The following is a 22,491-nucleotide window of genomic DNA, read 5'->3' on the forward strand; positions in this document are numbered from 1 at the left end:
CCTTCCGATGGGTGAAATGGGCTGTGATCACGTGTGTGATCGCGACGTTTGTGATGCGGAACAATCTGGGCACAGGCCCCAATAGATGACCTCGGCCTCGTCCAGGACGAAACCGTCGAGGGATCCTTCCGGATCGGACGGTGTCAGGCAGGGGGTGTCGCCGACGGCGCAGTCGACATCGGCGATGACCCCACACGAGCGGCACACGACGTGGTGGTGGTTGTCGCCGACGCGCGACTCGTAGCGCGAGACGGAGCCCGATGGCTGGATACGGCGAATCAAATTCGCGGCGGTCAACGCCGCGAGCACGTCGTACACCGCTTGACGGGATACCTCGGGAAGACTGACCCGCACCGCGGAGAAGATCGTCTCGGTATCGGCGTGCGGGTGCGTACAGACCGCCTCCAGGACAGCGAGGCGGGGACGGGTGACGCGGAGGTCTGCGAGCCGCAGTTGCTCCGAGAAATCCGTCGTGGGCGCCACGAAGACCATCATGCCCCTTTTCTGGAATCAGTCAAGACTTGATCATCGGCGTGTTCGGGCGACTTTGAGATCCAACGGAACATGTGTCCTTCGGACGCGTCAGAGCGCCTGGTCGACAACAATTTTGGTCATTGCACAGCCGATTCACAGCGTGTCTGAGTGTGTCGGGGCGGTGTTACCACTGGTAGCCTGCCAAACTGCCGGAAGCGTGGTCGCGGGGAGGCGTACCGCCCGGCAGACGATCGCAACTGTTCGAGTCCCTCACGAAGAGAGTGTTGTGCGTACCGGCGAGATCAAGGCCCTGTCCGGATTGCGCATCGTCGCAGCGGTGTGGGTCGTGCTCTTTCATTTCCGCCCACTGCTCGAGCAGGCCGCCCCGGGATTCAGGTCGGCGCTGGCGCCGCTGCTCGACTGCGGCGCCCAGGGCGTCGATCTGTTCTTCATCCTCAGCGGGTTCGTGCTGACGTGGAACTATCTCGACCGGATGGGCGACTCCTTCTCGTGGCGGTCCACACTGCACTTCCTGTGGTTGCGGCTTTCGCGCGTGTGGCCCGTCTACCTGGTGACAATGCATCTGGCGGCGCTGTGGATCATCTTCACGCTCAACGTCGGCCACGTTCCGTCAGAGGCCGCAGGATCGCTCACGGCGATGAACTACGTGCGGCAATTCCTGCTCGTGCAGCTGTGGTTCGCGCCCTACTTCGACGGCACCAGCTGGGACGGACCCGCCTGGTCGATCAGCGCCGAATGGCTCGCGTATCTCCTGTTCGGCGCGCTGGTCTTGGTGATCTTCCGCATCGCCCGCGCGACGCGGGCGAGGGGCCTGTTCTTCCTTGCCGTCGCCGCGTCGCTGCCCCCGGTGGTGCTGCTGATGGCTACCGGCCTGTTCTACACACCATGGAGCTGGTTGCCGCGGATCATCATGCAGTTCACCGCGGGGGCGCTGGTGTGCGCGGCCGTGCGCAAGCTGGCACCGAGCGATCGGGCCCGTACGGGCGCCGGTATCGCGTCACTTCTGCTCGCGGCGGCCATCGTCGGCGTCCTGTACTGGTTGGACGCCAACCCCGTCCCGACGATCCATGACTCGGCCGGCTTGGTCGACGTGCTGTTCGTCCCACTGGTGGCGACCCTGGCGATCGGTGCGGGCACATTACCGGCCATGCTGTCCCTTCGTCCGATGGTCTACCTCGGACACATCTCGTTCAGCCTCTACATGGTTCACGAATTGGTGCACACGACATGGGATTGGATGGTTCTGCAGTTCGAACTGCAGCTCGGCTCCGACCTCGCGGGCAAGGCGGTGCTGCTGGCACTGTTCGCAGTGGCGATCGCGGGCGCGGTGCTGCTGTACCACCTCGTCGAGGAGCCCGCGCGCAAGTGGATGCGCAGCATGATGAAGCCACCCCGCGACACTCGCCAGGACTCTGGCCACGGCAGGCTGCAGACCATCGATGGTCAGCGTGAGGACCGTCGATCTGTGGTTTCTGCACGTGCGGGATGAGTTCGCGCGTCTTCAACGTCGATTTGGTCAAATGAGTCCTAGGCTGGTCCGGTGAGGCGGTTCGTCACGGTCATGACTGCGCTCGCGTTGCTGGTCAGCGTGGGCGGCGAGGGCCCAATACGGGTGCGACACAACGACATTGTGACGTTGAAATCGTCGGTAAATCGCATCGCGGTTGTCGGCGACTCGTATACGACGGGTACCGATCTCGGCGGCCTCGGCCCGACCGGGTGGACCGCTCGTGCCTGGGACGAGCTTGCGTCGTATCGGATGCCGATCTCGGCGGCCGTCGGCGCCGAGGGGGGTGCGGGGTACGGGACGCGAGGTAACCGGGGCAGTCTGTTCGAGGATCTGACGGCGCGGACGGTCAAGCCCGATGACGAGCTCATCGTGTTCTTCGGCTCCCGTAATGACCTGGCTGTTGATCCCGCGCAGCTGTCGATCCTGGCGTACGGCACCTTCCAATTGGCCCGCCGCATCGCGCCTTCGGCGACGTTCCTGGTTATCGGGCCGCCGTGGCCGACCGTCGATCCGCCCGCGAACCTCGTGCGGATTCGCGATGCACTTCAGTATCAGGCCGGGGTCGCCGGCGCGACGTTCGTCGACCCCATCGCTGAACGCTGGTTCGTCGGGAAACCCGGATTGATCGGCTCCGACGGTGTGCACCCGACCGACGCCGGACACCAGTACATGGCGGATAAAATCGCACCGCTCATCGCGGCACAACTGCCTGTCCGCTTATGAAACTCGGCGAGCGCGTCTTCGAACTGTTGACGCGTGTGCTGTCGCTGCGGGTGATCGTCATCGTCGCCGCGCTTTCGGTCGTGGCGTTGGTGATCACTCTCGGCGCGTGGGTCTGGTTCGGCGTGACCAACGACCAGTACAGCCAGCTGGATCGCCGGCTCGATTCGGTGAGCAGTCTGGGCGACATCAGCACGCTGCTGCAAACCGCACAACAGGAGGGAGCCGACCAGCCGCAGGCGCCGGACGGCAACGTCGTGCGTACCGCGCGCGTCGAAGGCATAACCGTGTCGATGCCTCGCGAAGTGGTGCTGCCGGATTTCGACGTCGGCTACGCCAACACGACCATCGGCGGTGTCGAGTACCGCGTCCGCACCTTCACCGCCGGCGACGCGAAGATCGCGGTGGGTGCTCCGCTTGCCGAAACGCAGCGCCGCATCAATGAACTGCACCGGCGGGTGCTGCTGATCTGCGGCGGCGTGATCATCGGTACCGTCCTGGTCGGCTCGGTGATGTGGTCGATCATGATCAATCCCTTCCGGCTGCTGGCTCAGCAGGCCCGCGCGATCAACGCGCAGTCCAATCCCGATGAAGTCAAAGTGCGCGGTGTGCAGGAAGCGGTGGAGATCGCCGAGGCCGTCGAGGGAATGCTTGCCCGTATCGGTGACGAGCAGCAGCGCACCAGGGCGGCACTCGAATCAGCCCGCGACTTCGCCGCCGTGGCCTCGCACGAATTGCGAACGCCGCTAACGGCTATGCGCACCAACCTCGAGGTGCTGTCCACCCTCGAGATGCGTGACGATCAGCGACAAGAGGTGATCGCGGACGTCATGCGCACCCAGACCCGCATCGAAGCGACGCTCACTGCGCTGGAGCGCCTCGCGCAGGGCGAGTTGACCACCGTCGACGACTTCGTGCCCGTCGACATCACCGAGCTGCTGGATCGTGCGGCGCATGACGCGATGCGCAACTACCCCGATCTGGCCGTCTCGCTCGGGTCGTCGACCACGGTGCTGATGGTGGGCCTGCCCGCCGGCTTGCGGCTGGTAATCGACAACGCCATCACCAACGCCGTCAAGCACGGCGGCGCGACCGAAATCCGTCTCAGCGCGGTCAGCTCCGGTGAGGGTGTGGAGATCACCGTCGATGACAACGGCGCCGGTGTGCCGGAGGAGGAACGCGCCGCGATCTTCGAGCGGTTCTCCCGCGGGTCGACGGCCGCGCGGTCCGGTTCAGGACTCGGCCTTGCGCTGGTGGCACAGCAGGCGGACCTGCACGGCGGCACGGCGACGATGGAGGCCAGCCCCATGGGTGGGGCGCGGCTGGTGCTGCGGCTACCGGCGCCGAGTTAGTTTGTGACGCCCATGAATTCGGCGATGACGGCGGCCAGTTCCGCGCCTTTCTGCTCTGCGATGAAATGCCCGGCGCCGGTGATGATCGTGTGCGCCTGGCGCTGGGCTCCGGGAACCTGCTCCTGGAACACCTTGTCCCACCCGCGAGTTGGTGGATCGCCGTCCGAGTACGCGGTCAGGAAGGGCCTTTCCCACTGCCGCAGGGCGGCCATCGTGTCGCGCCCGATGGCCGCACCGGGATCGCTGCGTGTCAGCGGGATGAGCGCGGTCATCTGCCGTAGTCCGGCTTTGTAGCTGCGGTCGGGGAAGGGTGCCTCGTACGCCGCGAGCACGTCGGCATGGAGCGGGCCGGCCACCGCGTCCAGAAACATGCTCGGATTGATGTCCGGCGCGCGTGCGTACAACGCGACATAGTCGAGCAGCGTCTCCTGCAACATTACCCGGTCCTCGTCGACACCGTGATGCGCCCACGCGAGCTTGCCTGCCAACCCCGGGTCGCACGTGTGCAAGATGGTGTTCGTCGCGACCACCCTCGCAAACCGATCGGGTTCGCGGGCCAGCACGCTCAGACCGATCGGCCCACCCCAGTCCTGCACCACCAGCGTCGCCTCGCGCAGGCCGAGCCCGTCGACCAGACTCCGGGTCCAGTCGATGTGCCGGCGAAACGTGTAGGTCGTCGCGTCGGTGGGTTTGTCGGAGCGACCGTAGCCGATGTTGTCCGGCGCGATGACCCGCATCCCCGAGTCCACAAGGGCCCGAATGACATTGCGGTACATGAACGACCACGTCGGCTGCCCGTGCAGGAGGACGACAACGGGCCCGTCGGCGGGCCCGGCATCGACGTAGTGCATCCGCACCGGCGGCACGCCGCGGGTCTCGACGACGGCGTAGCTGGGCGGAAACGGATAGTCGGGCAGGTTGTCGAATCGCTCGTCTGGGGTTCGGAGAACGTCCATGGGATCGACGTGCGGTCCGCTCAGTCCTCCTTGGCGATCAGCCGCTTGAGCGCCTCGCGATCGGGCGCGAGGAGTTCATCGATGCGCGGCTGGTTCACATCGGCGACGATGATCTCGCCGACCTCCTGGTACACGTTGCTGAAGATGCCGTGGGACTTCATCTTCTCGGTCTGATAGATGTTGTCCTCGGTCGGCGTCACGTAATAGACGATCTCCGGCTTGAAGCGGTGGATCAGCCAGAGATGGATGACGTCCATCAACCGCTTCTTGCGCATCTTCTCCGAGAAGGTGTTCTGATCGCGCACCGTCAGGATGTTGCGCCCGTGCCGGTCCTTGATGGGATCGACCACGACGTTGGCGAGCGGATCTTCGCCGTCACCGAGGATCTGCAAGTCGAGGACATCGGAGCCGGCGCGACGCGGCCGTAGCTGCACCCGAAGTGTCTCGCCGAGCTGATAGTGATCGCTCCACAGCGCCAGCCACTCCTCGAGCAGCTTCTTCGGCACCTCGGTCTGCACCAGGTGCTGGTGCTGGGTGGAGCCTTCGCCCATGGACTTGGTGGTCGCCGTGCGTCCCGACGACGCGGCCAGCGCGGCATCACTGCGCGGCCCGCCGACCAGGGTTTGCGGTGTGCGGTAGGGAGATTCGACCAGTCGCATCTTTCGCTGCAGGCGAGCCAGTGCGAGCATGCCCTCCTGCCGCAGCGACGTGGCGAACTCCTCGCAGGCGACACCGTCGACCTGGTGGCCGCCGTAGGTGATGAAGTTGAAGACGAACCCCATCTTTCCGAGTTCCTCAGGGAAAGCGCGCATCTCGTCGTCGCTCATGCCGGTGGTGTCCCAGTTGAACGAGGGAGACAGGTTGTACGCCAGCATCTTCTCGGGGAACTCGGCGTGAATCGCATCCGCGAACTGCTTGGCGTCGGCGAGGTCGGCGGTCTTCGTCTCCATCCAGAGAATGTCCGCGAACGGTGCGGCGGCCAGCGATTTGGCGATCGCATAGGGGATGCCGCCACGGATCTGGTAGTAACCCTCCGGGGTCTTCGCCCGCTCGCAGTCCCATGCGGCGTCGGCGCCCAGCTCCTTGGCCTTTTGCCGCGCCGAGTACAGCGATGCCTTGGCGGCGAACTTGCGCCAGTCCGCGGCGCTCGTCTCGGCCGGCTCACCCTCCCGCTCACGGAAGTCGAGGAGATCGCCGACCGCCTCGCCGTAGGTCTGCAGGCCGGCGTCGATCTGCCAGGCATCGACGAACTTCGATTCGACCCGGTCGAATATCGCATCGATCGAATCGTCGGCGCTGTCCTGCCACTCCTTGGCGGCGTCGGTGATCATGGCCTGGATGCCGTGGCGCTGTAGCCATGCGTCGGCGGCCGCGTACTCACCGTCGGGCAGGGCGTAGAGCAGATGTCCCCTGAGGTCCGTGACCCCCGCGTCGTGGAACCGCCGCATCATGGCCAGGAAGCAGGCCTTGTACGACGGGATCTTGAGGTTGGTGACGCCGAGCAGGAACGGCTGATCGCGTTCGTCGGCGCGGCTGTCGAGCAGGTTAGCGGCTTCAGCGTCCGTGCGGGCCACGATGATGCCGGGCACCCGCATGATGTCGAGCTGGAAGCGAGCGGTGTTGAGCCGTTTGATCTGTTCGTCGGAGGGGACGAGGACCTTGCCGCCCTGGTGGCCGCACTTCTTCGTGCCGGGACGCTGGTCTTCGATGTGGTAACCGGGTACGCCTGACTCGACGAAACGACGAATAAGGTTGCGTACGTGGGGATCTCCGCCGTGCCCGGTGTCGGCGTCGGCGATGATGAACGGTCGGTAGTCGTACGCCGGGGTGGTTTCGCGTTGTTCGGGAGTCATGCGCAGCCGTAGGTACTGCTGATTGCGGTCCGCGGTCAGCAGCGCGCGCACCAGGCCGGCGGCCTCGTCTGGCACCTGACTCAGCGGGTAGCTGGCCAGGTCGGGTCCCGGGTCTTCGCTGATCGACCCTTTGGCCGATGTCGCCCAGCCACCGAGGTAGATGCCCTCGATGCCCATCCGCTTCATGACCACGGCCTGGCCCGGCGAATAGGGGCCGAAGGTGGTGATGCTCTTCTTCTGGGCGAACAGTTCGCGCAGGCGCGGGTGGAATGCCTTGGCAGCCTCACGGGCCACGGTGTAATCGGTCGGGATCGTGCCGCGCTGCTCGACTACCTGGCGGGCTGAGTAGAGACGAATGATCCCGTCGAATCGCGGGCTGTCGAAGTACTGCTGGGTGTCTGCGACATCCCGATCAAACGGGGTCTGGGGCGCTGCATCCGCTTCGATAATGGCCATACCTCACAGTACGACCGACGCCTGTGTGTCGATGGCGTTATCGCCTACGGTCTGCCACGCCAGGAGCGGGGGGACGAACCGTGAGTGCGGCGAAACACCCTGCTGAAGTACCCGGGATCGGCAATGCCGACCCGTCGGGCGACCTCCTGGATGGGTAAGTCGGTGTCGGCGAGCAGGCGCCGGCTTTCGGCCATCCGGCGGTCGATGATCCATTCCTGCACGGTCCGGCCGGTCCTACGGCGGACGATGGTCGTGAGGTGTCCGGGCGTTATGCCCACCTCGCGTGCCACATCGCGCAGGGACAGGGCTTCGGCGTGGCGGCGTTCGATCACGGCGAAGACGTCGGCGAGTACGGGTTCGCCGAGGTGTCGCAGGTCTCCCACCACATCGTCGGCCATCCGGGCGAGATCGATGAGCAGCAACAGCAGATGCGCAAGGGCGGCCTGCCGGTAGCCCTCCAGCCGTGCGTCGAGTTCTGCTTCGATCGCGGTGATCGAGGCGTCCCACGCTGCCTGCCGTGTCGTGGGCAACGTCAGCTTGAGTAACCCGCCCGATTCACCGTGCAGGAACGGAAACAGCAGGGGATGGCCACGCCAGACCGGCCAGGCCGCGTCGCCGTCCGAACCCAGTGCTGCCGGGTCGAAGAACACCCCGATACCGCCGTCGAACCGATCCAACTGAGTTGGGTCGAGGACCTCACCCGCCGCCGCCACGTAGACGAGCCCCTTCGCCTGCACGTACCAGAGCGCGGGAAAGTCGTGAATGTGTCGGCCGTGATCGAGCATCACCTTGCGCGACCGCGCACCACCGACACCGGCGGAGTATCAGGATCGGTTGGATACCGGTACAGCGGGACGCCGCTGCGGAGTCCGACCAGTCGGGATGCCGCCGTCATATGAACCGAAGATAGTCCTATTTTTGCCGAGGATCACCCGACTTGCCTCGTACTCAACGATTCACCATAGGGACATGACCGAAAATCATCCTAATTCTGTGAGGCCATATGGCGCAGACGGCCATGACTACCTGCCCGCGGCCGGCCGCGACGCATTGCTTCCGTTCTACGATCTGCTGACCCGAGCGCTGGGCATGCCCAAGGTCTACAACAACCTCATAGACCAGGCCGCCGTTGCCGAGGGGATGTCCGTCCTCGAAATCGGTTGCGGTACCGGCAACCTCACTGCTCGAGTGCACCATGCACACCCGCGGGCCGCCGTCGTCGGTGTCGACCCGGATCCGCGGGCCTTGGCTCGGGCGGAGCGCAAGGTCAGCGTCGGAAACGGAATCCGGTTCGTACGAGGCTACGTTCAGAAGCTACCGTTCGGTGACGACGAATTCGATCGTGTCCTGTCCTCCATGATGTGGCACCACCTGGATCAAGAAACGAAAACCACGGCGGCGAGCGAGATACTTCGCGTTCTGCGGCCCGGCGGCAGCCTCCATCTCGTCGACATCGGGGGTGACATGACCCCGTCCGACGGGTTTTTGGTCAGGAGGTTCCTTCGCAGTGAACATGCGGCAGGGAACCTCGGCGATGCGATTCCGTCGCTACTGCGTGCTGTCGGCTTCGATTGCACGACGGTTGCCTCGCAACGCCATCGGGGTGTCGGCCGGCTCACGTACTACCGTGCTTCGCGACCGGCGGCTTAGCGTTTTACCGCACCGGGTTGGTCAGCGACGCGAGCTCGTCGCCGAGTTCGCAACGCACCACGTCGCCGGGCTCGATCGCGACCGCGCCGGGGGTGCCGGTGGACAGGATGTCGCCGGGGTAGAACGGCATCACCTGGCTGTGGAAGCTGAGCAGTTCCGCGGGGGAGAACGTCATCCCCGAGACGGTGTCCTTGCGGTGCACGGCGCCGTTGTGGATGGTCGCGACACGCAGATCCGCCAGCGGCGCATGGGCCAGCACTTCGTCGAGCGTGATCAGGTCCGGGCCGAAGGAGAAGAACGTGGGGTAGTTCTTGACCCGCGTGAGATAGCGCGGGTTCTCCAGCAGCACCGTCTCGGCCGTCTGATCGAGCACCGGCACGACGCCCGCCACATAGGCCATCGCGTCCTCGACGGAGACCTGGTAGCAGGTACGTCCGATCACCAGACCCAACTCGGCTTCCGCGGTCACCTTGCCGATCCCCGGCGGGACGATGATCGGCTCACCGGGTCCGACGATGGTGTGGTCGCCCTTGATGAACGAGGCAGGCGAGGTACGCGGCGCCTGCTCTCCGAGATCGCCGGCGTGCGCGCCGTAGTTGAGCCCGATTCCAAGGATTTTCCGAGGCCGCGTCCAGGGCGCGAGCACGAGCGCGTTCGGATCGACACAGTGGTCGTCGTCAACCCCGGTGTTCACCGCGGCGGCGAGTGCGTCCAATTGTTCACCTGCCAGGAGCGACAACAGGTCCGTCGGCCCGCCGGCCAGCACCCGATCGATGCGGCCGAGGCGGCCGTCGGGCAGGGCTACACACGCGAACTGTTGGTCGCCCATCGCCACGGTGCGGATACGCATCAGGCGACGCCTCTGATCAGTCCGCCGTCGACGCGAACGACGGAACCGGTGACATACGAGGCTCTTTCGCTGCACAGGAATGCCGCGACGTCGGCGTACTCCTCGGGACGACCGTACCGTCCGACCGCCATCGTGGCCGCACTGTCTCGCCTCACTTCTTCTGTGGTGCGCCCCTCCCGTTCGGCCCGGCGTTCGTCGAGAAATCGGGTCCGATCGGTCTCGATCCGGCCCGGCACAATGACATTGGACGTCACGCCGTCGCCTCCCACCTCGTCGGCGAGCGTCTTGGACCACGCGTGCAAGCTCGCCCGAAGCGTGTTCGAAAGGCCGAGGTTGGGGATGGGGGCCAGAGCGCCCGACGACGTCGATGTGAGGATGCGCCCCCACCGGCGCTCGCGCATTCCGGGCAGGACGCGATCGGTCAGCATGATCACCGACAGCACCATCTGGTCGAAACTCGTCCGCCATACGACGGCCTCTTGACCGGCGACAGTCGTCGGCGGTGGGCCGCCTGTGTTGTTGACCAGGATGTCGATCGGCCCGAGCGTGCTCTCGACCGCCGTCACGACGGACTCCATGCGATCGAGATCGCCGAGGTCCCACGCGAGTGGCAAAGCCTTCGCGCCGGCGGCCTCCACCCGGGCAGCGGTTCTGGCCAGCGCATCGGTCGAGCGGCCTGCGGCGGCGACGTTCACCCCTTCCGCAGCGAGGCGCGCCGCGATAGCGCTGCCGAGGCCGCCGCTGGCGCCCAGCACCAGGGCGGTTCGTCCGGAAATGCCGAGATCCATTGGGGCGCTCCTTCAATGCTGTATGTGGTCGAGGGAAAGACCCCTATCCACCCATACTCCTGTGCTCGGTGATGGTGCGAACGACGTGTTCGGCGATCGCCAGCGCCGATGTCGCGGCCGGCGAAGGGGCATTGCGCAGCAATACGACGCGGTCGCGGACGCTGATCCGAAAATCATCGACCAACGCTCCGTCGGCCTCCAGTGCCTGCGCGCGGATACCCGCCGGGCCGGGCACGACATCGTCGTCGCGGATCTCGGGCACGTATGCGCGGGCGCCGGCGATGAACCGCCGCTTGCTCAGCGAGCCGTACATCTCGCGGATTCCGGTGCGCCAATGCTGACGGGCGAAACGCCAGAATGCCGGTGTACGAGCGATTTCCGCGAGGTCGTGCCGTGAAGCTGTGCGCCAGCTGTAGCCCTCGCGCGCCAGCGCCAGTACCGCGTTGGGGCCGACGAGGACCTCGCCGTCGACGCGCGGGGTGAGGTGGACTCCAAGGAAGGGGTAACGCGGGTCGGGTACGGGATACACGAGTCCGTTGACGAGGCCACGTCGCTCCGGCTTCAGCGCGTAGTACTCGCCGCGGAACGGCATGATCACTGGATCGGGCCCGTCTCCTGCGAGTTCGGCGAGTCGGTCGCTTTGCAGCCCGCCGCAGGCGACGACCTGGTCGAAAGCGGCCTGGTAGGTACCGCCTGCCGTGCGCGCGGTGACGACGACCTCGGTGCCGGTCGAGCGGAGGCCGATGACTTCCTGTCCGAGCAGGACTTTCGCCCCCGATTGGACGGCGTCTGAGGCAAGCGCCCGAGTCACCTCGGCGAAGTCGACGATCGATGTCGACGGCGAGTGCAATGCGGCCAGACCACGGACGTGCGGTTCGATCTCGCGTAGTTCCTCCGGTCCGATCGTGCGGACGCCGGGCACACCGTTGGCGAGTGCGCGCTCCTCGATACCACCGAGCCGTGCACGTTCGGTTTCGTCGAGCGCAACCAAGACCTTGCCGCATTTGATGTTCTGGATTCCGCGATGCGCACAGAACTCTTCGAGGAGGCCGACGCCGCGACGGCAGAGCACGGCCTTGTTCGAACCGGGTTGGTAATAGAGACCGGCATGGACCACGCCGCTGTTGCGTCCGGTTTGATGGGCGGCCAGTCGGTCTTCTTTCTCGAACAGCGTCACCTGTGCGTCGGGACGCCGAGCGAGGATCTCGCGCGCGATGGCGACACCGACGATCCCACCACCGATGACGGCAACCCGGTCGGTCATCGGCCGTCCCCGGCGCGGACGTAGTCGGCGAACACATCGTCCTGGTCGGCGCCCAGCCCGGAGCCGGGAACGTCGAGGTCACCCAATGTGGGATGCGGCAACTTCAGCACCATCGATTCACGAACCTGTTTTCCAATCGTAGACCTCGGGGATGGTACGGATCCTGCCAGCGGGAACCCCGGCCGCGTCAAGTCCGGCGAGGACCCCGGCGCGCGGGCAGTCCGAATCCGAGGCAGAGCCGGCCGAGGACGCCGGGGCGGTAGTTCTGTGCTCCGCCGGTTGAGCGGTCACTTTTCGATCACGGTACGACAACTCATTGGCCATGTGCCGTGCGGCAATTGGGCTGCAACCACTTACCGGCTGTAAAAAGTGGATAGCGAATTGTGGGTCGACGGTGACCCCGCACTGTTCGCGTCGTGTATCGAGAAAGTGAAAAGTCCGATGAGAAGGATCTACGCCTTGGCGATCAGCCTGGCGCTGTTGGTTGCGACACCCGGTCTGGCGACCGCTCAGCCGTTCCCGCGGCCCGCCAGTCAGCAGCAGGCGATCCAGACGGTGATCGCGCGCGGACTTGCCCAACGGGGCGTTCCCTTTTCGTTCGGCGGCGGTGACGTCAACGGACCGACCCGGGGCAGCGGCCCGACCGCCAACGCGCTCGGACTCGACCCCGAGGGCAGGGTCGTGGGACTGAACCCGGCGGCGGACGTCGTCGGATTCGACGCGTCCGGCCTCATGCTCTATGCCTTCGCCGGCGTCGGCGTGAAGCTGCCACGCTCGTCGGGCGCGCAGTACAAGGTCGGCCAGAAGGTCACACCCGCACAAGCGCTTCCGGGCGACCTCATCTTCTACGGGCCCGAAGGTAAGGACAGTGTCGCGCTCTTCATCGGAAATGGGCAGATGCTCGAGGTCGGCGACGTCGTCACGGTGTCACCGGTGCGTACCAACAACATGACGCCCTACCTGAGCCGCATCATCGCCTAGCGTCGCGGAAAACCGCGCGACGCAGCCCGCAGGCCATCAGTAGGGTCGTGCGGATGGCGGTGCTGACGGCACAAGAAGACGACTTTCCGCGGTGGTATCAGGATGTCCTGACCAAGGCGAAGCTGGCTGAGAACGGGCCGGCCCGCGGAACCATCGTCATCCGGCCCAACGGCTACGCGCTGTGGGAGCGCATGCAGGCCGAGGTCGACGGCCGGATCAAAGCCGCGGGGGCGCACAACGCGTACTTCCCACTGCTGATCCCGATGAGCTTTTTCGAGCGCGAGGCGCAGCACGTCGAGGGATTCAGCCCCGAGCTCGCCGTAGTGACGCATGGCGGCGGTAAGGAACTAGCCGAGCCGCTGGCCATCCGTCCGACCAGTGAAACCGTCATCGGTGAGTACATGGCCAAGTGGATCGACAGCTATCGCGATCTACCACTGCTCCTCAACCAGTGGGCCAACGTCGTACGCTGGGAGATGCGGCCCCGAATCTTCCTGCGCACCACCGAATTCCTTTGGCAGGAAGGGCACACCGCCCATGCCGCCGAGCCAGAGGCACGACAGTACGCCCGCCGGATCCTGCGCGAGGTCTACGAAGACTTCATGCGCAACCTCCTCGCCATGCCCGTGATCGTCGGCCGCAAGACGGCGCGCGAGCGTTTCGCCGGCGCCGCGAACACGATGACCTGCGAAGGAATCATGCGGGACGCCAAGGCATTGCAGATGGGCACCTCCCATGAGCTCGGGCAGCGGTTCAGTCAGGCCTTCGACATCACGTACTCGACTGCCGACGGCACCCACGACCACTGCTGGACCACGTCATGGGGTGCATCGACGCGCATGCTCGGTGGGCTGATCATGTGTCACGGCGACGATTTCGGCCTTGTGCTGCCGCCGGCACTCGCACCCGTTCAGGCCGTGGTGGTCGTCGTGAAGGAGTCCGACGGTGCCGTCACCCGCACCGCTTCGACGCTCGCTGACGAACTGAATGCGCGCGGAATACGAACCAATCTGGACGACAACAGCTCTCAGGGCTTCGGCTGGCGTGCCACTGAATGGGATCTGCAGGGTGTGCCGATCCGTGTCGAGCTGGGCCCGCGAGACGTCGCCGACAATGCCGCGCTACTTTTCCGCCGGGATACCCGAGAGAAGTCGACGGTGAGGCTGAACAGCGTCGTGGACGAGGTGCGGAAGTTGGCTCCTCGTATCCAGGACGACATGCTGGCGGCTGCCACTGCCCGCCGCGACGCGGTCATCGTGGACTGCGCGACGTTGGACGAAACGCGCGAGGTTGCTCAGGCAGGCGTTGCCAGGGTGCCGTGGGAATCGGTCGGAGAGGGGGGCGAGGCCGAGCTGGCCGCGGGTGGGCTGACGGTCAGGTGTCTGCAGCGCGGCGACGGGTCGTTGCCCGAATCCGACGACGACACAGGCGTACTCGCCTATGTCGCCAGGGCTTACTGAGCGCGGGGCAATGTCCCGTCAATGACCAGTGCCTGCAGCGCCTTCCGATTGAGCTTTCCGCTCGCGAGCGTGGGGATCTGCCCACTGGTGGCAAGCACCCAGGACGTGGGAACTTTGTAGGCGGACAACTGATCCCGCGTTCGCGCCGCGAGCGATTGCACGTCGATCTGCGCACCGGCGGGCACGACGACCGCGCACACCTCCTCACCGCGCACCGGATCATCGATCCCCACGACGATGCATTGCGAAACGTCGGGGAACTGCTCGACCACCGCCTCGACCTCCAGCGGCGACACGTTCGCGCCCGCCGCCTTGATGAGCTCACTCGTCCGGCCCACGTAGAACAACCGCGGATCGCCTTCCTTGCGGTAGACGCGGTCGCCGGTGTGATACCAACCGTCCTGATCGAATGTCTCGGCCCGCTCGCGCTTGTTGTAACCGGCCATCACCCCGACGCCGCGAACGAGTAGCTCTCCGACACTGCCGTCGGTGATCGGTTCACCGTCATCGTCCACGATGCGCATGTCGGTGAATGCAAACCCGCCCGCGGTTTCAGACATGGTGCGGTGCACGGGAAACCCGTCGGGAACGTTCGTCATCGCGATATCCAGCGGTCCCTCGCGGAGCATCGGCGCACTGGACAGGTCGCGTTGATTGAAGGTCGGATGTTCACGCAACCGTTGGGTGAATGCGGGCCATCCGACGATGCCCGTCGCCCGCTCACGCTCGACGAGGTCCAGCGCCGTCTCGGGGTCCAGTCGGGGCATGACGAGCAGGGTGACGCGATCGTGAAGGGCCCCCGTCGTGGCAAGGAGACCGCCGACCCAGAAGAACGGCATCGCGCACAGAATCCTTGCGCCAGCGCCGGAACCGGTCACCGCGCGGATGGCTTCCGGCCATGTCGAGGTCTGCCGTACCAGGGTGCCGTGGGTGTGCAGCACGCCCTTCGGGTCTGCCGTCGAACCCGACGTATGGAGCATGATGGCCAGATCGGCTGGGGAGACCTCCGCTTCGACAGCCGTCAGAATGTCTTGTGGCACTTCGGGTTCTGCCTCGTCGTAACGCGTCGCCCAGTGCCGCTCTGTGTCCCCGGTGAACACGATGCGGCGCAGGTATGGGGCCGCGGTCAGCGCGAGCCGGCTGGTGGGCTGACCGCGCAGCTCACCCAGTGCTTCTTCGAAGCGCTCGGCGACGTCGATGGTGAGCACCTGCGTGGGGGCGATCAAGATCCCGACATCGGCGAGCCGCAGCACCTTGGCGATTTCCGCCGGTGCGTACAGCGTGCTCAGCGGAACGACCACCGCGCCGATTCGGGACGCGGCCAGCCACCAGGTGACCCACTCGACGCCGTTGGCGAAGAACAATCCGACACGCGAGCCCTTGCCGACGCCCTCGGCCAGGAGCCAGCGGGCGAGTCGCGCCGACTGCCTCTGCGCCTCGCGATAAGTGAGCCGGTCCGTCGGCGTGACCAGATAAGTCTCGTCGCCGAACTCATTAGCGCTGCGCTCCAGCAGGGCGGGAATGGTTGAACGCGGCTGGTCCACGGGCGAAGTCTATGGCCCGGAAAAATTACGCGTCGTTGGGTATCGAAATTGCCGGTTGTCCGGTTAAGGTCACCACATGACGTCCACAATCGACGCGGCCGACCGAGTTGTCGGGCTCGCACGAGGCATGCGCGAGCTCGTAGGCGAGCAGGCCGCTGAATCCGAACGGGCACGTACCCTGACACCGGCGATCGTCGACCAGATGTGGGCAAGTGGGCTGATGACAGCCTTCAACCCGGTGGAGGCCGGGGGAGTGGAACCTTCGTTCGCCGAGATGATCGAGACCTGGATCGAGATGGCCTGGCAGGACGGCTCCTTCGGGTGGGTCGGCATCGCGAACCTCCCGTCGTCCTTCGCCGCGGCGGCGTACCTGCCCGACGAAGGCTTCGCGGAGGTGTTCACCAAAAACCAGAACCACGTGACGATGGGTGGCCAGTTCTTCCCGAACGGGCAGGGAACGGCGGTCGACGGCGGCTTCACGCTCAGCGGGGCGTGGAGCTTCGGCTCGGGGACCGGGCATTCGGAATACGTCGCAGCAGGCTTCTTCCCGATGGACGACGGCGAAATGCGCTGGATCAGTGAAGGGGTCCCCGACATGAGGGTGGCGGTGATCCCTCGCGAGCAGATCACCTTCAACGACGGCTGGTTTGTGCAGGGGCTCAAGGCCACCGGGTCCTACGACTACAGCGTCCAGGACCTTTTCGTCCCCGAGTACCGGACGTTCGCCTTGTTTTCGCGTGACGCGCTGCGGGGCTCGTCCCCGGCCACCCGCATGGGGCTCATGCCCGTCACGGCCGCAGGTCACGCCTCGTGGGCGTTGGGTGTCGCGAAGAGCATGCTCGACGACGTCCAGGAACTCGCCGCGACCAAGTTCCGGATGAGCGACATGGCGTCGCTGGCCAGTCGACCCACGTTCCAGAAGGGCCTCGCGCATCATGTCGCGGCGTGGCGTGCCGCGCGACTGTTGGTGATCGACGCGTTCACCACCGCGGAGGCCGCCGTCGAATCGGGGGAGGCGTTGACACCTGCACTGCGGGCCGACATGCGCGTCGCCGCCGTCTACGCGACCGATGTCTCCCGGGAGTGCGCGGAGTGGGCGCATCTGGTTGCGGGCACGAGTTCGATCCGCGAAGGCAGCCGGCTCGAACGAGCGTTTCGTGACATGTACACCGGCAGTCAGCACGCGTTCATCAGCGAGAAGATCGCCATGGACGCGGCACAGATCTGGCTCGGCATCATCGAGGATCAGTTCGGCCTCTGACCGGGTTGCTGCCAGACGTCGGTCGGCATGGGGTAGGCGACGGCCTGCGCCACCTTGTTTGCGACGGGTTCACCGACTTCGCGTTGTACGAGCCACAGCGCGAGGTCGATACCGGAGGTCACCGCGCCTGCGGTGACCACGGTGCCGTCGTCGACGACGCGGTTATCCCGGAGGATCGCACCGTATCTCGAAAGCTCTTCCAGTGCTGCGGGATTCGTGGTCGCGTTGCGGTCGCCCAGGATGCCGGCCTCGCCGAGCAGAAGTGCGCCCGTGCACACCGACGCCACCCACCGGACCGAACCCGACATATCGGCGATGATGCGCGGCAGTGTGCCGCGCCGAATCTCGCGTGGCACACCGGAGCCCGTTCCACCCACCCAGCTGCCGCCGGGCACGAACAGCGCGTCAGGGGAACCCAACTCGTCCGCCACGTACAGTTGCAGCCCTTCCGCGGCGGACACCACGGGTGGACCGTCGACGCGGACCATGCCGACATCGAGGCCGGGATCGATGGTCGACGCCCGGGCGAAGATCTCCCACGGCGCAACGACGTCCAGGGCGTCGAATCCGTCGAACACCACGATCTCAATTCGCATCTGCCCAGTCTCGTCCTGCCATAGGCTGCACGCCATGTCTTTGGACCGCGCAGCTCTGGTCGTCGGCGGTATTCGCCTCACGTCGGGTATCTCGTTTCTCGTCGATCCGCTCCGGGCCAACAAGCTGTGGGGAGATTCCGGTGAGCCGGCGCCGACGGCACAGCTTCTCTTGCACTCGATGGGCTACCGCGACGCGCTCATCGGGGGGTTGATGATGACGGCCGCGGTGCGCGGTAAAGACACCCGAGGCTGGTTTCTTGCATCGGGTGGCGCTGATGCGTCCGACCTGCTGGGCGGGTTGCGGGTGCACAACGAGATGTCCCGCTCGCAGCAGCTCATCGGTCTCGGCGGAGCCGTCGTCGGCATCGGAGTCGGACTGTGGGGTGCGACGCGCCGCCGGCCCAAACCGGCTGCATCCGAATAGGTTAGGTCGACGACCTAGCCGTCGGCCCCCGCGTTGCGCTTCGGTCGGGCGGGCGTCAGGCGGCGGCGCACATAATTCTTGAGCTCGGCGGAGAGCGCATCGGCGGCCAATAGCTGCGGAAGCAGGCCGGGCTCCGACATTTTGGCGCGGAATACCAACTCGATCGTCACGTCGTGGTCCGGTCGGTCTTCGACCACGATCGTGTCGCCGGCTTGCACCGCTCCCGGCGAGATGACTCGCAGGTATGCGCCGGGTTTCGCGGTCGCGGTGAAGGTCTTCATCCAACCGTCGATATCCAGGAACGCCGAGAAGGTTCGGCATGGAGTTCGCGGTGCAGACACCTCGAGCAGCAGTCCGCCCGTCCCGATGCGCCACCGTTCACCGATCCGAGCCTGTGTCACTTCGACGTCCAATGTGGTCAGGTTCTCACCGAACATGCCGTCGGTGATCGGGCGGTCGAGTCGGGTCTGCCATTCGTCGAGATCCTCGCGGGCGTAGGCGTAGACGGCCTGGTCGTCGCCGCCATGAAGCTTCTGGTTGCCGATGGTGTCACCGAGCAGACCGCTGCCGAGGCCACCTCGCATCGGGCCTGGCGCTCGCACCATGACGGCCTCGTCCGTCGCCCGCTTGTCGATACCCGTCCGCCTCGACGGCGCATCTGGATTTGCGCGGACACGAGCCAGGTTGACCGATACCACCTTCGCCACGGGGTTCAGGGTAGTGGCCTCGTGCGGGGCGTACGAATCCTAGGCAGGCGGCGCGAACGCGGGATCCAGTGGCGGCGGCGGTCCCATGGGCATCTGACGAACCGGCGTATAGGGCACAGCCGGATCGGGGAAAAGGTTCGTCACGATGCTGTTCGGATCGCTGAAGTTGGCGCGGACGTCGTCGAGTGATCCGAGTCCACCAGGCTGCTGCCGCATGTCTGCCGGGATGGCCGGCACGGTCGGCGCGCCTGGCGGAGGCGGAGGAGATGCCGGCAACGGCCCGTCAGCAGTCACGATGTTTGTCACGACACCGGGGATCTGGGGTACGACGGGCTCGGACGGTACCGGTTGCGCATGTGCCATGCCGACACCGGTCGCGGCGCAGGCAATCGCGAGCGCGCAGCCCCCGACACCCAACACCCGGCGTCGCAGTCCACTCATGACATCAGTTTCCCACGTACGTCGAACGTCCGCAGCTATACCCGTGGGTGCGCCACGGCGCTATTGCGGTTCGCCGGTGGGAATGGTGTAGGGCGCCGTCGTGATCGGTGGAACTGCCACCGAAGTCTCCGGTGATGACGGTGCCGTCGTCTCCGTAACCGTTTGACCGGTAGTGATCCCGGCGCCAGACGGAACCGGCTGGGGGACAGCCGCATTCACGTCACCGATCGCGACGGTCAATACCCCCGCCGCAAACACAGCGCCGGCACCGGCCGTCGCCAATATCAATTTCACGTGCTTCGAGTCCATTTCTGACCACTCCAATCGGTCCCTGCCGCTATCGATTACGGCGAGACACACTCTTCGTTCGTCGGACATCGAGTCGAACGCTGACCCGTGCAATACGAGCCAACCGAGTGCGTCATCACGAAATTCCCCTCGTCGGGAAGGCGGCGACGTCAATAATCGGCGTGGATCAGCAGCTACCTGCCCGGATCGCAACGCTACGAGCGCTTGCTGTAATGGGCTGCAACGCAGGAGAACTCCAGCTCAACACGGTTGCTCAGCCGGAGTGTGGTTCGCGTGTGCGTCAGCAGTCGAGCTGAACGACCGCGGCGCTGACGATTTCGCCCGCAGCAGAAATCGACACGCCGAGATCGTTTCGCACCATGACGACCGCATCCGATGCGGGTGTACCGCTACGAAGAGTGCTGCAGATCTTTGCGCCCTCGGTCCGCAGCTGCTGATCGGTGAGGAACGCATAGGTGGTCTGCATCGACCGTACGAACCCGTCTTCGTCCGCTGTGGCGGGGGCGGCCAACACCACCGCCGCAGGAACTACCGACATGAGGGTCCCGATCCTGTACTTCAACTCGAACACCTTTCAGACGCGCGCGATCTGGTCGCATTCACGGCAAGCAGTTTCGAAAAGAATTGTGGTTAACATATCGGCGCTCGGTCCAGCCGGAACGCCATCACACTAAAACTGTCGTGTGCCTTACATCTAGCCTAGCTTACTTATCTGCGGCAGCAGGACCGGACTGGTCTCCTGCTTGACGGCATACTGGGTCAACTGAGCGGTGAAGATACCCCGCAGCTGCGGGTATGCCGTCGTAGCCCTCGTTGGCTCGGGCACCGTCTGATATTCGGCATTCACAAATCGCGATCGGTGCCGCATCTGCGGCGGCGGGTCAACGCGGCGATCAGTTGTCGCCGTTGCGTTCGAACGTGTCGGTGAAATCGCCGCCGCCGGCGCAGGCACCGCCTGCCGATATGGTTTGGCGTCCGCTGCCGGTGAGTAGCGCTATCGGGTCGTCCAACTGTGGAGGCATCGGATAGTCGGCGGTGATCGTCGATTGCGCTGTACCGCCGCCGGGGCATGTCGTCGCGCCCGCTTCGTTGCGCGTCCATTTGTCGTCTTCGAAGATCAGTGTGACGACGCCGTCGACCGCATGGAACAGGCTCATGCACCGATCGCCGGTACGGAGGCAGTAGGTGTTGGCGGAAAGGACCTTTCCGCGTACGACGTTGCCGTTCGTGAACGTCGTCGTCTGCTGGTAGCTGCCGTGCAGTGCTTCGGCCGGGCTGACGACCCGAGCGGGAAGAACCGCGGGATCGGGAACCTTGTTGGGGTCGGGGTCGCCGGTGCGAGTGAACTTCACGGTGCGCCTGGCCGCGCATGCGCCGTTCGTGGAGGCCCTGATGGTCTCGCCGGACAGCGTGCCGTCGGGATTCGGTTGCAGCGTGAACACCACCCAGAGTTCTTCGGGCTGCTCACCGGTGCACTGCGCCGAGGCCAGGCCGACAGCGACCCATGTTCCGCCCAGCTGATCGAAGGTCAGGTTCGACAGCAGCGCCATTCCGGCGCCGCTGACGTTGGCGGCGGTCGCAACGCAACCGCTGGCGCCACACTGCGAGCGGACGCCCCAATTGCTGGTGGTGGCAGGCGCATTCGGCACGGGTTTGCCTTCAAGATCGGTTCCCGGGCCGTAGTCGGCGGTGTAGATGCCGGAGAATTCACCGCCGCTGGGTGAGGCGGACGGCGGCCCGGCGTCAGGCCTGTCACCCTGAGTGAATTCCACGATGGCGATGACACCGGCTACGACGATCAGGGTGGTGATGAACACCAGCGCACCGACCAGAAGTCCGTGGTGTCGTCCCCGACGCTTCGGCGGCGCCGATGTCGGCACGTGCATGTTGGGTGTGCTGACGGGCGGGTACGAAAACACCGGTGCGCTTCGCGGTGGTGGTTGCGCCCATGGCTGCTGGGCCGGCATCGGTGCGCTCGAGGGTGCGCTGTGTCCCAAAGTGGGAGATGCAGTCGGTGTCTGCACATGCGTCGGATTCGGCCGGGTGATGACTTCCCTTGCAGCAGAGGCCATGTCGACGGCGCTGGCGTAGCGCTCCGAGGGTTGCTTGGCCAGGCCGGTGGCGATGACGGCGTCCAACGCGGTCGGGATGGTTCGGCTGACCTCGGACGGTCTGGGCGGTGGGGTGAAGATGTGACCGCTGGCGACCTTCTCAAAGGTGTTGCCGGGGAAGGGCTGTTGGCCGGTGAGGCACTCGTACAGGACACAGGCCAGCGCATAGATGTCGGAGCTGGGGTTGATCTGGTCGGCGCTGAAACGCTCCGGTGCCATGTAGGCCCACGTGCCGATGGCAGCACCGGTCTGCGTCACCCCGTCCTCGGCGGTGCGGGCGATCCCGAAATCGATGAGATACGCGAAGTCGTTCTCGTCGATCAGGATGTTCGACGGTTTCACGTCGCGGTGAACGAGGCCCGTCTGGTGCGCGGCATGAAGCGCGGCGGCGATCTGCTCGATGATGGCCACCGCACGTGGCGGTTCGAGCGGCCCGTCATCGAGCAGGCTGTGCAGGTCGGTGCCGGGAATCAGCCGCATCGTCACGAACAGCCGCCCGTCGCTTTCACCGAAGTCGTAGATCGGCACGACGTGGCGGTCGTCCAACCGGGCGGCGGCACGAACCTCGCGGCGGAATCGCTGCTCGAACTCGGGGTCGTCGCTCAGATTGGGGAGCAGCATCTTGAGAGCTACTGCGCGATCGATCTGGCTGTCGTACGCGCGCCAGACCTCGCCCATCCCGCCGCGACCCAGCAACTCGATCAGCCGGTAACGACCGAATGGCGTGCCTTCCACCGGCATACGATAACGGCCACTCGCCCGG

General features: G+C 65.5%; 20 protein-coding genes and 1 pseudogene. 8 read left to right on the forward strand and 13 right to left on the reverse strand.

The features are described 5' to 3' along the window. Positions 1-27: 27 nt before the first annotated feature. The gene (locus BST47_RS00060) at positions 28-492 is read right to left on the reverse strand and encodes a Fur family transcriptional regulator (protein ID WP_420094014.1); all 465 of its coding nucleotides are present in this window, start codon (positions 490-492) and stop codon (positions 28-30) included. Between the two features lie 268 nt (positions 493-760). Between BST47_RS00060 and BST47_RS00065 the strand changes: the two genes are divergently transcribed. From BST47_RS00065 to BST47_RS00075, 3 genes are read left to right on the forward strand one after another with little or no spacing between them, the layout of a single operon-like run. After that, positions 761-1,984 (forward strand): acyltransferase family protein, encoded by a 1,224-nt coding sequence (locus BST47_RS00065; protein ID WP_083123177.1) that lies wholly within the window; start codon positions 761-763, stop codon positions 1,982-1,984. Between the two features lie 51 nt (positions 1,985-2,035). Further along, positions 2,036-2,728, forward strand: a complete 693-nt coding sequence (locus BST47_RS00070; RefSeq protein WP_083123178.1) for an Rv0518 family GDSL lipase — start codon at positions 2,036-2,038, stop codon at positions 2,726-2,728. After that, a complete protein-coding gene (locus BST47_RS00075; protein WP_083123179.1) occupies positions 2,725-4,077 on the forward strand; it encodes a sensor histidine kinase in 1,353 nt (450 codons plus the stop codon). Before BST47_RS00070 ends, BST47_RS00075 begins: the two co-directional genes overlap by 4 nt. On the opposite strand, the gene BST47_RS00080 is transcribed toward BST47_RS00075, so the two are convergent. The 3 genes and pseudogenes from BST47_RS00080 to BST47_RS00090 all read right to left on the reverse strand — a co-directional run bounded on the left by BST47_RS00080 (position 4,074) and on the right by BST47_RS00090 (position 8,237). Further along, positions 4,074-5,033, reverse strand: a complete 960-nt coding sequence (locus BST47_RS00080) for a haloalkane dehalogenase (RefSeq protein WP_083123180.1) — start codon at positions 5,031-5,033, stop codon at positions 4,074-4,076. The two genes, BST47_RS00075 and BST47_RS00080, sit on opposite strands and share 4 nt — an antisense overlap. 20 nt (positions 5,034-5,053) lie before the next feature. Beyond that, entirely contained in the window at positions 5,054-7,342 is a 2,289-nt protein-coding gene (gene aceA, locus BST47_RS00085) for an isocitrate lyase ICL2 (RefSeq protein WP_083123181.1), read from the reverse strand. A 44-nt stretch (positions 7,343-7,386) separates the two neighbouring features. After that, positions 7,387-8,237: pseudogene (locus BST47_RS00090) on the reverse strand (helix-turn-helix transcriptional regulator). 74 nt (positions 8,238-8,311) lie between these two features. Between BST47_RS00090 and BST47_RS00095 the strand changes: the two are divergent. Continuing rightward, positions 8,312-8,992 (forward strand): class I SAM-dependent methyltransferase, encoded by a 681-nt coding sequence (locus tag BST47_RS00095; protein WP_083123182.1) that lies wholly within the window; start codon positions 8,312-8,314, stop codon positions 8,990-8,992. Positions 8,993-8,996: 4 nt separating this feature from the next. On the opposite strand, the gene BST47_RS00100 is transcribed toward BST47_RS00095, so the two are convergent. The 3 genes from BST47_RS00100 to lhgO are packed head-to-tail and all read right to left on the reverse strand — an operon-like array spanning position 8,997 to position 11,894. Next, a complete protein-coding gene (locus BST47_RS00100; RefSeq protein WP_207568491.1) occupies positions 8,997-9,842 on the reverse strand; it encodes a fumarylacetoacetate hydrolase family protein in 846 nt (281 codons plus the stop codon). Next, a complete protein-coding gene (locus tag BST47_RS00105; RefSeq protein ID WP_083123183.1) occupies positions 9,842-10,630 on the reverse strand; it encodes an SDR family oxidoreductase in 789 nt (262 codons plus the stop codon). The genes BST47_RS00100 and BST47_RS00105 overlap by 1 nt, the downstream gene beginning before the upstream one ends. Positions 10,631-10,673: 43 nt before the next feature. Beyond that, positions 10,674-11,894 (reverse strand): L-2-hydroxyglutarate dehydrogenase, encoded by a 1,221-nt coding sequence (gene lhgO / locus BST47_RS00110; RefSeq protein WP_083123184.1) that lies wholly within the window; start codon positions 11,892-11,894, stop codon positions 10,674-10,676. 441 nt (positions 11,895-12,335) lie between these two features. On the opposite strand from lhgO, the gene ripD reads away from it, so the two are divergent. Continuing rightward, positions 12,336-12,875, forward strand: coding sequence for an NlpC/P60 family peptidoglycan-binding protein RipD (ripD, locus tag BST47_RS00115; protein ID WP_083123693.1), 540 nt, complete (start codon positions 12,336-12,338; stop codon positions 12,873-12,875). 53 nt (positions 12,876-12,928) lie between these two features. Next, on the forward strand, positions 12,929-14,335 hold the full coding sequence (proS, locus tag BST47_RS00120; protein ID WP_083123185.1) for a proline--tRNA ligase: 1,407 nt from the start codon (positions 12,929-12,931) through the stop codon (positions 14,333-14,335). Here proS and BST47_RS00125 read toward each other — a convergent pair. Continuing rightward, positions 14,329-15,879, reverse strand: a complete 1,551-nt coding sequence (locus tag BST47_RS00125) for a class I adenylate-forming enzyme family protein (protein ID WP_083123186.1) — start codon at positions 15,877-15,879, stop codon at positions 14,329-14,331. The two genes, proS and BST47_RS00125, sit on opposite strands and share 7 nt — an antisense overlap. Before the next feature lie 76 nt (positions 15,880-15,955). On the opposite strand from BST47_RS00125, the gene BST47_RS00130 reads away from it, so the two are divergent. Next, entirely contained in the window at positions 15,956-17,140 is a 1,185-nt protein-coding gene (locus BST47_RS00130) for an acyl-CoA dehydrogenase family protein (RefSeq protein WP_083123187.1), read from the forward strand. On the opposite strand, the gene BST47_RS00135 is transcribed toward BST47_RS00130, so the two are convergent. Beyond that, positions 17,125-17,736, reverse strand: coding sequence for a DJ-1/PfpI family protein (locus tag BST47_RS00135; protein WP_083123694.1), 612 nt, complete (start codon positions 17,734-17,736; stop codon positions 17,125-17,127). The two genes, BST47_RS00130 and BST47_RS00135, sit on opposite strands and share 16 nt — an antisense overlap. A gap of 34 nt (positions 17,737-17,770) precedes the next feature. Between BST47_RS00135 and BST47_RS00140 the strand changes: the two genes are divergently transcribed. After that, complete coding sequence (locus tag BST47_RS00140; RefSeq protein WP_083123188.1) at positions 17,771-18,160, forward strand: DUF4267 domain-containing protein; 390 nt, start codon at positions 17,771-17,773, stop codon at positions 18,158-18,160. A gap of 14 nt (positions 18,161-18,174) precedes the next feature. On the opposite strand, the gene BST47_RS00145 is transcribed toward BST47_RS00140, so the two are convergent. The 4 genes from BST47_RS00145 to BST47_RS00165 form a co-directional block, all read right to left on the reverse strand. Then, entirely contained in the window at positions 18,175-18,867 is a 693-nt protein-coding gene (locus tag BST47_RS00145) for an MOSC domain-containing protein (RefSeq protein WP_083123189.1), read from the reverse strand. A gap of 39 nt (positions 18,868-18,906) precedes the next feature. Beyond that, positions 18,907-19,308 (reverse strand): hypothetical protein, encoded by a 402-nt coding sequence (locus BST47_RS00150; RefSeq protein ID WP_083123190.1) that lies wholly within the window; start codon positions 19,306-19,308, stop codon positions 18,907-18,909. A 589-nt stretch (positions 19,309-19,897) separates the two neighbouring features. Further along, complete coding sequence (locus BST47_RS00160) at positions 19,898-20,155, reverse strand: DUF732 domain-containing protein (protein WP_083123695.1); 258 nt, start codon at positions 20,153-20,155, stop codon at positions 19,898-19,900. Between the two features lie 355 nt (positions 20,156-20,510). Further along, positions 20,511-22,469, reverse strand: a complete 1,959-nt coding sequence (locus tag BST47_RS00165) for a serine/threonine-protein kinase (RefSeq protein ID WP_083123192.1) — start codon at positions 22,467-22,469, stop codon at positions 20,511-20,513. Between the last annotated feature and the right edge of the window lie 22 nt (positions 22,470-22,491).

Origin of the sequence: Mycolicibacterium tusciae (genome assembly GCF_002086795.1) — a bacterium.
GTDB lineage: Bacteria > Actinomycetota > Actinomycetes > Mycobacteriales > Mycobacteriaceae > Mycobacterium > Mycobacterium tusciae.

Bases quoted from the DNA above. Each gene is read 5' to 3' on its own strand.
- BST47_RS00060 (WP_420094014.1), bottom strand. From the start codon at position 492: ATGGTCTTCGTGGCGCCCACGACGGATTTCTCGGAGCAACTGCGGCTC.
- BST47_RS00075 (WP_083123179.1), top strand. From the start codon at position 2,725: ATGAAACTCGGCGAGCGCGTCTTCGAACTGTTGACGCGTGTGCTGTCG.
- BST47_RS00080 (WP_083123180.1), bottom strand. From the start codon at position 5,033: ATGGACGTTCTCCGAACCCCAGACGAGCGATTCGACAACCTGCCCGAC.
- aceA (WP_083123181.1), bottom strand. From the start codon at position 7,342: ATGGCCATTATCGAAGCGGATGCAGCGCCCCAGACCCCGTTTGATCGG.
- BST47_RS00095 (WP_083123182.1), top strand. From the start codon at position 8,312: ATGACCGAAAATCATCCTAATTCTGTGAGGCCATATGGCGCAGACGGC.
- BST47_RS00100 (WP_207568491.1), bottom strand. From the start codon at position 9,842: ATGCGTATCCGCACCGTGGCGATGGGCGACCAACAGTTCGCGTGTGTA.
- BST47_RS00105 (WP_083123183.1), bottom strand. From the start codon at position 10,630: ATGGATCTCGGCATTTCCGGACGAACCGCCCTGGTGCTGGGCGCCAGC.
- lhgO (WP_083123184.1), bottom strand. From the start codon at position 11,894: ATGACCGACCGGGTTGCCGTCATCGGTGGTGGGATCGTCGGTGTCGCC.
- ripD (WP_083123693.1), top strand. From the start codon at position 12,336: ATGAGAAGGATCTACGCCTTGGCGATCAGCCTGGCGCTGTTGGTTGCG.
- proS (WP_083123185.1), top strand. From the start codon at position 12,929: ATGGCGGTGCTGACGGCACAAGAAGACGACTTTCCGCGGTGGTATCAG.
- BST47_RS00130 (WP_083123187.1), top strand. From the start codon at position 15,956: ATGACGTCCACAATCGACGCGGCCGACCGAGTTGTCGGGCTCGCACGA.
- BST47_RS00135 (WP_083123694.1), bottom strand. From the start codon at position 17,736: ATGCGAATTGAGATCGTGGTGTTCGACGGATTCGACGCCCTGGACGTC.
- BST47_RS00140 (WP_083123188.1), top strand. From the start codon at position 17,771: ATGTCTTTGGACCGCGCAGCTCTGGTCGTCGGCGGTATTCGCCTCACG.
- BST47_RS00150 (WP_083123190.1), bottom strand. From the start codon at position 19,308: ATGAGTGGACTGCGACGCCGGGTGTTGGGTGTCGGGGGCTGCGCGCTC.
- BST47_RS00160 (WP_083123695.1), bottom strand. From the start codon at position 20,155: ATGTCGGTAGTTCCTGCGGCGGTGGTGTTGGCCGCCCCCGCCACAGCG.
- BST47_RS00165 (WP_083123192.1), bottom strand. From the start codon at position 22,469: ATGCCGGTGGAAGGCACGCCATTCGGTCGTTACCGGCTGATCGAGTTG.